General features: G+C 54.2%; 9 protein-coding genes and 1 other RNA gene. 4 read left to right on the top strand and 6 right to left on the bottom strand.

Translation table 11 applies throughout. The features are described from left to right. The first annotated feature begins 45 nt into the window (after positions 1-45). The 3 genes from HX778_RS23695 (at position 46) to pnuC (ending at position 2,197) form a co-directional block, all read left to right on the top strand. A non-coding RNA gene (locus tag HX778_RS23695) (RtT sRNA) lies at positions 46-161 on the top strand. Positions 162-394: 233 nt separating this feature from the next. Then, positions 395-1,456, top strand: a complete 1,062-nt coding sequence (nadA, locus tag HX778_RS23690) for a quinolinate synthase NadA (protein ID WP_176983235.1) — start codon at positions 395-397, stop codon at positions 1,454-1,456. A gap of 24 nt (positions 1,457-1,480) precedes the next feature. Next, positions 1,481-2,197, top strand: coding sequence for a nicotinamide riboside transporter PnuC (gene pnuC / locus HX778_RS23685; protein WP_038474547.1), 717 nt, complete (start codon positions 1,481-1,483; stop codon positions 2,195-2,197). Here pnuC and zitB read toward each other — a convergent pair whose 3' ends face one another. Then, positions 2,198-3,133, bottom strand: coding sequence for a CDF family zinc transporter ZitB (gene zitB, locus HX778_RS23680; RefSeq protein ID WP_176983233.1), 936 nt, complete (start codon positions 3,131-3,133; stop codon positions 2,198-2,200). A 124-nt stretch (positions 3,134-3,257) separates the two neighbouring features. Then, on the bottom strand, positions 3,258-3,584 hold the full coding sequence (locus HX778_RS23675) for a YbgS-like family protein (RefSeq protein ID WP_038474541.1): 327 nt from the start codon (positions 3,582-3,584) through the stop codon (positions 3,258-3,260). A 323-nt stretch (positions 3,585-3,907) separates the two neighbouring features. Between HX778_RS23675 and aroG the strand changes: the two genes are divergently transcribed. Beyond that, positions 3,908-4,960 carry a 3-deoxy-7-phosphoheptulonate synthase AroG gene (gene aroG, locus HX778_RS23670; RefSeq protein ID WP_176983232.1) on the top strand — a complete coding sequence of 351 codons (1,053 nt, stop codon included), beginning with the start codon at positions 3,908-3,910 and terminating at the stop codon, positions 4,958-4,960. A gap of 63 nt (positions 4,961-5,023) precedes the next feature. On the opposite strand, the gene gpmA is transcribed toward aroG, so the two are convergent. The 4 genes from gpmA to galT form a co-directional block, all read right to left on the bottom strand. Further along, positions 5,024-5,776 (bottom strand): 2,3-diphosphoglycerate-dependent phosphoglycerate mutase, encoded by a 753-nt coding sequence (gene gpmA / locus HX778_RS23665; protein ID WP_008456186.1) that lies wholly within the window; start codon positions 5,774-5,776, stop codon positions 5,024-5,026. Between the two features lie 209 nt (positions 5,777-5,985). Then, positions 5,986-7,026, bottom strand: coding sequence for a galactose-1-epimerase (galM, locus tag HX778_RS23660; protein ID WP_038474535.1), 1,041 nt, complete (start codon positions 7,024-7,026; stop codon positions 5,986-5,988). Next, complete coding sequence (gene galK / locus HX778_RS23655; RefSeq protein WP_176983231.1) at positions 7,020-8,168, bottom strand: galactokinase; 1,149 nt, start codon at positions 8,166-8,168, stop codon at positions 7,020-7,022. The genes galM and galK overlap by 7 nt, the downstream gene beginning before the upstream one ends. Continuing rightward, entirely contained in the window at positions 8,165-9,217 is a 1,053-nt protein-coding gene (galT, locus tag HX778_RS23650; protein WP_038474530.1) for a galactose-1-phosphate uridylyltransferase, read from the bottom strand. Before galT ends, galK begins: the two co-directional genes overlap by 4 nt. Positions 9,218-9,225 lie beyond the last annotated feature (8 nt).

Raw genomic sequence — 9,225 nt, 5'->3', positions numbered from 1 at the left:
TGCACGACCCACCAATGTAGGAAGGCGCCCTAAAGGCGCCTTTTTGCTATCTGCGATTCGGGAAGGGTTCGAGCCTGCAGCAGGTTCGAGTTGAGCGAAAGCGAAACAACGTTGTGATAACAACGGCCCAGAGGGTGATAATCATCCTGCACGACCCACCAATGTAGAAAGGCGCCCTAAAGGCGCCTTTTTGCTATCTGCGATTTGAAAAATCACGCTTATCAAACACAGCCTTCCTCATTTTCTTTTTCTCTCACAGCACCAGGCAATTCCTCACGACATTTTGATTAAATTTCGCTATTTTGTTTAGCATATAAAACAGTGAATGCAGGTAATAGCGTAAATCACGCTTAATACGGCCTGTTATGTTAAGTCAGTAAAACGAGATTGCATGATGAGCGTAATATTTGATCCGGAAACGGCGATTTATCCATTTCCACCTAAACCAGCTCCGCTAAGCGGGGACGAAAAGCAGTTCTATCGTGAAAAAATTAAGCGCCTGCTCAAAGAGCGGAATGCGGTGATGGTGGCTCACTACTACACTGACCCGGAAATCCAGTCTCTCGCAGAAGAGACGGGCGGTTGTATCTCTGACTCGCTTGAGATGGCTCGCTTTGGCGCTAACCATCCAGCTTCTACGCTGCTGGTGGCGGGCGTTCGTTTTATGGGGGAAACGGCGAAAATCCTCAGCCCTGAGAAAACAATTTTGATGCCAACCCTCAATGCCGAGTGTTCATTGGATCTGGGCTGCCCGATTGAGGCATTCAACGCGTTCTGCGACCAGCACCCCGATCGTACCGTCGTCGTCTATGCTAATACCTCTGCGGCGGTAAAGGCCCGGGCCGACTGGGTGGTTACGTCCAGTATTGCCGTTGAGCTGATTGAACATCTGGATAGTCTGGGAGAAAAAATTATCTGGGCGCCCGATCGCCATCTTGGCGGCTACGTTCAAAAGCAGACCGGGGCTGATGTGCTGTGCTGGCAGGGGGCCTGTATTGTTCATGATGAATTTAAAACTCAGGCCCTGGCACGCATGAAGGCGCTGTACCCTAATGCAGCCGTATTGGTACACCCTGAGTCGCCGCAGGCGGTGGTTGATATGGCCGATGCCGTGGGCTCGACCAGCCAGCTGATTAACGCGGCAAAAACGCTGCCTCATCAGCAGCTGATTGTGGCAACGGATCGCGGGATATTTTATAAAATGCAGCAGGCGTGTCCGGATAAAGAGTTGCTGGAGGCTCCTACTGCAGGGGAAGGGGCAACCTGTCGCAGCTGTGCACATTGTCCGTGGATGGCAATGAACGGGCTTAAAGCGATTGCTGAGGGACTGGAGCAGGGTGGCGCTGCGCACACCATAGAAGTGGACGCTGCGCTGCGTGAAGGGGCTCTCGTTCCGCTTAATCGTATGCTCGAGTTCGCGGCAGAGTTACGTCGGACGATAAAAGGCAACGCGTAAGATAATTACGCTCTGGGGAAGTACATGGATTTTTTTAGCACGCAGAATATTCTCGTCCACATTCCCATTGGGGCGGGCGGGTACGACTTATCATGGATTGAGGCGGTGGGGACGCTGGCGGGTTTGCTTTGCATCTGGCTTGCCAGCCTGGAGAAAATTGGGAACTACGCTTTCGGGCTAATCAACGTCACGCTGTTTGCCATCATTTTCTTTCAAATCCAGCTCTACGCCAGCCTGCTGCTGCAGCTGTTCTTTTTCGTGGCGAATATTTACGGCTGGTATGCGTGGTCACGGCAAAGCAGCAATAATCAGTCGTTACTGCAAATCCGCTGGCTTCCCTTGCCTAAGGCTATTGCCTGGCTGGTAATTATCATTGCGTCGATTGGATTGATGACGATATTCATCGACCCGGTCTTTGCTTTCCTCACCCGGATTGCCGTGACCGTGATGCAGAGCCTGGGAATGAACGTTACCCTGCCAGAACTCCAGCCGGATGCTTACCCCTTCTGGGATTCATGCATGATGGTGCTGTCGATTGTGGCCATGATCCTGATGACGCGTAAGTATGTGGAAAACTGGCTGCTGTGGACAATCATCAATGTGATAAGCGTTGTTATCTTTGCGCTGCAGGGTGTTTATGCGATGTCGCTGGAATATCTCATCCTGACCTTTATTGCGCTAAACGGTAGCCGGATGTGGATTAAAAGCGCGCGGCAGTCGGGCTCGCGCGCCTTCTCCTGATCAATGATGATGATGAGCATGGCCGGCAGGATGGTCATGCTCGTTCAGGTCACAGTCTGGCCCATGGCAAACCTGATACTCCATCTGTACCGTGGCATGTTCTATCTGGTACTCGTGCTCCAGAAAGTGATGTATACGCTCCAGCAGGGCATCGTGATCGTGGGGCGGTACGACCTGAACATGCAGCGTCATCAACGGTTTCTCTCCAACCAGCCAGATATGGACGTGATGCACGTTACGCACTTCCGGTATCGAGCGTGACAGATTACGTTTCAGAGCGGCAATATCAATGGCGCTCGGTGCACCTTCCAGCAGTTCATTAACGCTCTCTTTCAGCAGGCTCCAGGCGCTGCGCAATACCAGGCAGGAAACCAGCACCGAGAGGATCGGATCGATAGGTGTCCAGCCAGTCCAGAGAATCACCACCGCCGCCACAATGGCCCCCACTGAACCCAATAAATCGCCAAGAACATGGAGTGCCGCCGCGCGGACGTTAAGATTTTTCTCGCCGCTGCCACCGTGCAGGATCCAGAAAGAGACCAGGTTCGCCAGCAGTCCGGCGATGGCGATAGTCAACATCGCCCAGCCCGCAATTGGTTGGGGGTTTGAGAAGCGCTGAATCGCTTCCCAGACGATCAGGATGGTGATAACCACCAGTGCAATAGCGTTCACAAATGCGGCGAGCGTGGTGAGGCGCAGCAGGCCAAAAGTGTGCCGGGCGTCAGGCGGGCGACGGGAAAAATGCACGGCCAGCAGGGCAAACAGCAGGGCGGCTGCATCGGTTAGCATATGTCCGGCGTCGGCCAGCAGGGCAAGCGAGCCGGAAAGCAGGCCACCGATAACTTCGGCAACCATGAAAATCGCCGTGATAAGAAAGGCAAACAACAGGCGTTTTGCGTTACTGTCGGAGGGGGTGTGTTGGTGTGAATGCGCCATAATCTCTCACAAATATCAGTCACGGTGAGCTAATTATAACCGCTTCCTGGCTTCAACTAGTTGAAAGATGCTGATAAAAAAAGAGAGCCGTCCGGCTCTCTTACAACTCTCTTTCATCGGGATATTACTGCGAAGTGCCGTCGACTTTCTTGTTCACGTCTTGTCCGCTGCCGGTCTCAACTTTTTTGTTGGTATCAGGGCAGCGTCCATCTTTGCACATACTGTTTTTATGCACTTCGCTTTTGCTCATTTTATGGTGAGAGCCGTTGATTTTGTCATTACTTACTCCGTTTGGAGCAACTTTCTGGTGCGCGTCAGGCGCGACCTGGCCTGCTTCGGCGCTGGCGTTTGCCTGCCCGTTGTTTGCGCTCGACGTTGAGTCGGCGGCATAAACGATTCCGCTGCCCAGGGTCAGCGTGGCGGTTAGTAGCAGCGTGGTTAATTTTTTCATATAGTGCTCCTGTTCTGGTCGTTATTGCTGGATAACTTCGTCCAACAGTGCAGTGCAAAATGCTGAAAAATCCTGCAGGGCAGCAGTCTGCACCGGGCTTTAATTTTCAAAATAGTATTCAATATTGAAAATTTAATATTTTTCAGCGTTAACAGTTGGAAAGTGTAGTTAGCAGGAGAGTGTTCGCCATGTTTCCGCTGTTTTTTTCGAGTTTTCAGGATTAATCTGTGAGAAGTGTAAAAGCCCGTTTACACTTGTGGTTATGCGAGTTAGATTGAAAGGATTGCAACGAAGAAAAATATCAGGATGACTCCGGAACTATCATGAATTATCAGAACGACGACTTAAGAATCAAAGAGATTAACGAGCTTCTCCCCCCTGTAGCGCTGCTGGAAAAATTCCCCGCCACTGAAAAAGCTGCCCACACCGTCTCTCAGGCCCGCAAAGCGATTCACAAAATCCTTAAAGGCAGCGACGATCGCCTGCTGGTGGTGATTGGCCCTTGCTCCATTCACGACACGAAGGCTGCCAAAGAGTACGGCGCACGCCTGCTGGCGCTGCGTGAAGAGCTTCAGGGCGAGCTGGAAGTGGTTATGCGTGTTTACTTTGAAAAGCCGCGTACAACCGTAGGCTGGAAAGGCCTGATTAACGATCCGCATATGGACAGCAGCTACCAGATTAACGATGGTCTGCGCATCGCGCGCAAGCTGCTGCTGGATATCAACGATTCTGGCCTGCCGGCTGCAGGGGAATTCCTTGATATGATAACCCCGCAGTACCTTGCGGATCTGATGAGCTGGGGAGCAATCGGCGCGCGTACTACCGAGTCGCAGGTTCACCGTGAGCTGGCCTCAGGCCTGTCTTGCCCGGTTGGCTTTAAAAACGGCACCGACGGTACGATCAAAGTGGCAATTGATGCCATCAATGCCGCAGGCGCACCGCACTGCTTCCTGTCCGTGACGAAGTGGGGTCACTCCGCCATCGTCAACACCAGCGGTAACGGCGATTGCCACATTATTCTGCGCGGGGGCAAAGAGCCTAACTACAGCGCGAAACATGTGGAAGAGGTGAAGTCTGGCCTGGTTAAAGCAGGTCTTGAGCCCCAGGTGATGATCGACTTCAGTCACGCAAACAGCAGCAAACAGTTTAAAAAGCAGATGGACGTTTCTGACGACGTTTGCGGCCAGATTGCCGGGGGCGAGAAGGCCATCATCGGCGTGATGATTGAAAGCCATCTGGTAGAAGGTAACCAAAACCTGGAGAGCGGTGAACCGCTGGTCTACGGCAAAAGCGTGACCGATGCCTGCATTGGCTGGGAAGATACCGAAGTGGCGCTGCGCAAGCTTGCCGATGCGGTAAAGGCTCGTCGCGGCTAATGGCCTGATTTGAGCAATAAAAAAGGCGTGGTGCATACCACGCCTTTTTTTATGGGCGGCGAATTACTTCGCTTTACCCTGGTTTGCTACCGCTGCGGCCTTGGCTGCGATTTCGTCAGCGTTGCCCAGGTAGTAACGTTTCAGCGGTTTGAAGTTCTCATCAAACTCATAAACCAGCGGCACGCCGGTCGGGATATTCAGCTCGAGGATCTCATCTTCGCTCAGGTTATCCAGATATTTTACCAGCGCACGCAGGGAGTTGCCGTGAGCCGCAACGATAACGCGCTCACCGGATTTCATGCGTGGCAGAATGGATTCATTCCAGAACGGCGTTACGCGGTCGATGGTCAGCGCCAGGCTTTCGGTGGTTGGCAGCTCGCTGTCGGTCAGTTTTGCGTAACGTGGATCGTGGCCTGGGAAGCGCTCGTCGTCTTTAGACAGCTCAGGTGGGGTGATGGCAAAACCACGACGCCACTGTTTAACCTGCTCGTCACCGTATTTTTCAGCGGTTTCAGCTTTGTTCAGACCCTGCAGGGCACCGTAGTGGCGCTCGTTCAGTTTCCAGGATTTCTCGACCGGCAGCCAGGCCTGGTCAAGTTCATCGAGGATGTTCCACAGGGTGTGGATGGCACGTTTCAGCACAGACGTGTAAGCGAAGTCGAAGGTGAAGCCTTCGTCCTTCAGCAGCTTACCGGCAGCTTTAGCTTCGGTACGCCCTTTATCAGACAGATCAACATCATACCAACCGGTGAAGCGGTTTTCGTTGTTCCACTGGCTTTCGCCGTGACGAACCAGAACCAGCTTTGTAACAGCCATGATTTACTCCTTAATGAGCCTGGGATTAATGATAACAATTATCATTATATTGCCGCGCCATAAGCCACGGCAATGATAAACGTTTAACATAGCGAAAAAGCGCGTGGAGTGTAAGGTGGTTGTAAAAGGTTGTTATATTTTTGGCGTGATTTGGCGGTAAAGTCAGCGATTTGGCGAGAAATTGCCCTTAATGAAAAGGGCAATGAACGTTAGCGAGGCAGGAACTGATATTCCGTGATGCTGAGGTAAGCTTCCGTTGGTTTTAGCCAGCAGCTCGGCTGCGGCCATTCCGGGTGGTTTGGGCTGTCCGGTAAGAACCCGCTTTCCAGCGCCACACCATTCCAGTCGCTGTAGCTTTCCCGATCGCGCGCTGGCGTGCCTGCCAGATAGTTGCCTGTATAGCACTGTAGCGCCGGTGCCGTCGTATAGACCACCATTTCCAGCTCGCCGTCCGCTGACCAGACCCGGGCCACCGGCTGGCTGAGATCGCCTTTTGCCTGCAGCAGGAAAGCGTGGTCATAGCCTTTGGTGGCCTGCTGATCGGCATCGTTCAGAAAATCCTGTCCGATGGGTTTTGGCTCACGGAAGTCAAAGCTGCTGCCGCCAACTTTTTTCAGGTCACCTGCGGGTAAGCCGTTCGCTTCAACCGGCAGGTAGCTGTCGGCCAGCAGCTGAAGCTTATGCTGACGAACGTCGTTCTGAACGCTGTCCAGATTGAAGTAGGCGTGGTTGGTGAGGTTGACCGGGCAGGGCTTATCGACGGTGGCACGAAGCTCGATGCTAATGCGGTTATCTTCCGTCAGGGCGTAACGGGCCGTCGCGTGCAGTTTGCCGGGGAAACCCTGGTCGCCATCGCATGAGTCCAGTTCGTAAATCACTTCCTGCTCATTTTGAACGGCAATACGCCAGCGGCGCTTGTCAAAGCCTTCCGGCCCGCCGTGAAGCTGGTTTTCGCCCTGGTTAACGTCAAGCTGGAGCGTCTCGCCGCCAACGGTGAGCTTCCCTCCCGCAATACGGTTAGCGTAGCGTCCGACGGTCGCGCCCATAAAGGCGCTTTGCTGCAGATAGTGCTCCGGCGAAGCGCAGCCCAGCAGCGTCTCCCGGATGCTGCCGTCTTTTAGCGGCACGCGGCAGGAGAGCAAGGTCGCGCCCCAGTCCATCAGCGTAACCACCATCCCTGCGCCGTTACGCAGAGTGATAAGACGAAACGGCTGGCCGTCCGGCGCCAGATTCGGGGTCTCTTTTAGCATTGACCCGCTCCTTCGGAGGCTTTGCAAACGTAGAACGTTTCTTTAATGCCCGTTTTGTTTTCGTACTGCTCTTCTACCGCCTGCTTAACGGCCGGAACCAGGTCCTCTGGCACCAGCGCGACGATGCAGCCCCCAAAGCCGCCGCCGGTCATGCGTACGCCGCCTTTCTCGCCAATCGTGGCTTTGATGATGTCCACGAGGGTGTCGATTTGTGGCACGGTAATTTCGAAGTCATCGCGCATGGAGACGTGTGACTCGGCCATTAGCTGGCCCATTCGGACAAGGTCGCCTTTGGCCAGCGCGTCAGCGGCTTCCACAGTACGGATATTTTCGGTCAGCACGTGACGAACGCGTTTAGCAACGATTGGATCCAGCTCATGCGCCACTTCGTTGAATTTTGCCAGGTCGACGTCACGCAGCGCTTTTTGGCTAAAGAAGCGAGCGCCGGTTTCGCACTGTTCGCGGCGGGTATTGTATTCGCTGCCAACCAGCGTGCGCTTAAAGTTGCTGTTGACGATCACCACCGCGGCGCCTTTTGGCATCGAAACGGCTTTTGTGCCGAGAGAGCGGCAGTCGATCAGCAGCGCGTGATCTTTTTTACCAAGGGCGGAAATCAGCTGGTCCATGATGCCGCAGTTGCAACCGACAAACTGGTTCTCCGCTTCCTGGCCATTGAGCGCCAGCTGCGCGCCATCAAGCGGCAGGTGGTAAAGATGTTGGATAACTTTGCCCACGGCTACTTCCAGCGACGCGGAAGAGCTTAGCCCGGCACCTTGCGGCACGTCACCGCTTATCACCATATCCACGCCGGAAAAGTTGTTATCGCGCTTCTGCAGATGTTTCACCACGCCGCGGACATAATTCGCCCACTGCTGGGTTTCGTGCTTCACGATAGGGGCATCCAGAGAGAAGCTGTCCTGCTGGTTGTCATAATCGGCAGCAATCACCCGCACGGTGCGGTCATCACGTTTCGCACAGCTGATAACCGTCTGATAATCGATGGCACAGGGCAGGACAAAACCGTCGTTGTAATCGGTATGCTCGCCAATCAGGTTAACGCGGCCCGGAGCCTGAATGGTGTGGGTTGCCTGGTAGCCAAATTGTGCAGCAAACAGACGTTGGGTGTTCTCTTTCAGACTCATAATAACGCTCCTGACTGGCGGAAATGGATATCACTGACGGCACGCAAGCGTTCTGCGGCTTGCTCTGCGGTTAAATCGCGCTGCGTTTCGGCCAGCATTTCGTAGCCGACCATAAATTTACGCACCGTGGCGCTGCGCAGCAGCGGCGGATAGAAATGGGCATGAAGCTGCCAGTGCTGGTTGTCTTCACCGTTAAACGGCGCACCGTGCCAGCCCATGGAATACGGGAAAGAGCACTGGAACAGGTTGTCATAGCGGCTGGTGAGCTTTTTCAGCGCCAGCGCCAGGTCAGCGCTTTGTTCCGCGCTTAAGTCGGTGATACGTAATACCTGCGTTTTGGGCAGCAGCAGGGTTTCGAATGGCCAGGCTGCCCAGTAAGGGACAACGGCCAGCCAGTGTTCGGTTTCAACCACGGTGCGGCTGCCGTCTGCCTGTTCGCGCTGAACGTAATCCAGCAGCATAGGCGTGCCCCGGTGGGCGAAATATTCACGTTGTAGAGCGTCTTCACGGGCAACTTCGTTAGGCAAAAAACTGTTCGCCCAAACCTGTCCGTGAGGATGTGGGTTTGAGCAGCCCATTGCTGCGCCTTTATTCTCGAAGACCTGAACCCACGGATATGTCTGCCCCAGCTCTGCGGTTTGCTGCTGCCAGGTATTTACCACTTCTTCCAGAGCAGGAAGCGAGAGCTCCGGCAGCGTTTTGCTGTGGTCGGGAGAGAAGCAGATAACCCGGCTGGTACCCCGCGCGCTTTCGCAACGCATCAGTGGGTCATGGCTGGCTGGCGCATCGGGCGTGTCCGTCATCAGCGCGGCGAAATCGTTGGTAAAAACGAAAGTGCCGGCGTAATCAGGGTTTTTATCCCCGGTGACGCGCGTGTTGCCAGGGCAAAGGAAACAGTCCGGATCGTGCTCCGGGAGTTTGTCTTGCGCTGGCGTTTCCTGTGCGCCCTGCCAGGGACGCTTCGCCCGATGTGGCGAAACCAGAATCCATTGACCCGTCAGGGGGTTATAGCGGCGATGCGGGTGATCGACCGGGTTAAACTGCTCCATCACATATC

The sequence above is a fragment of the Cedecea sp. P7760 genome (assembly GCF_013386425.1).
In the GTDB taxonomy this organism is placed as follows: Bacteria; Pseudomonadota; Gammaproteobacteria; order Enterobacterales; family Enterobacteriaceae; genus Cedecea; species Cedecea selenatireducens.
Note: the sequence above shows the minus strand (reverse complement) of the source record. Positions and strands in the feature narration are given on the sequence as shown.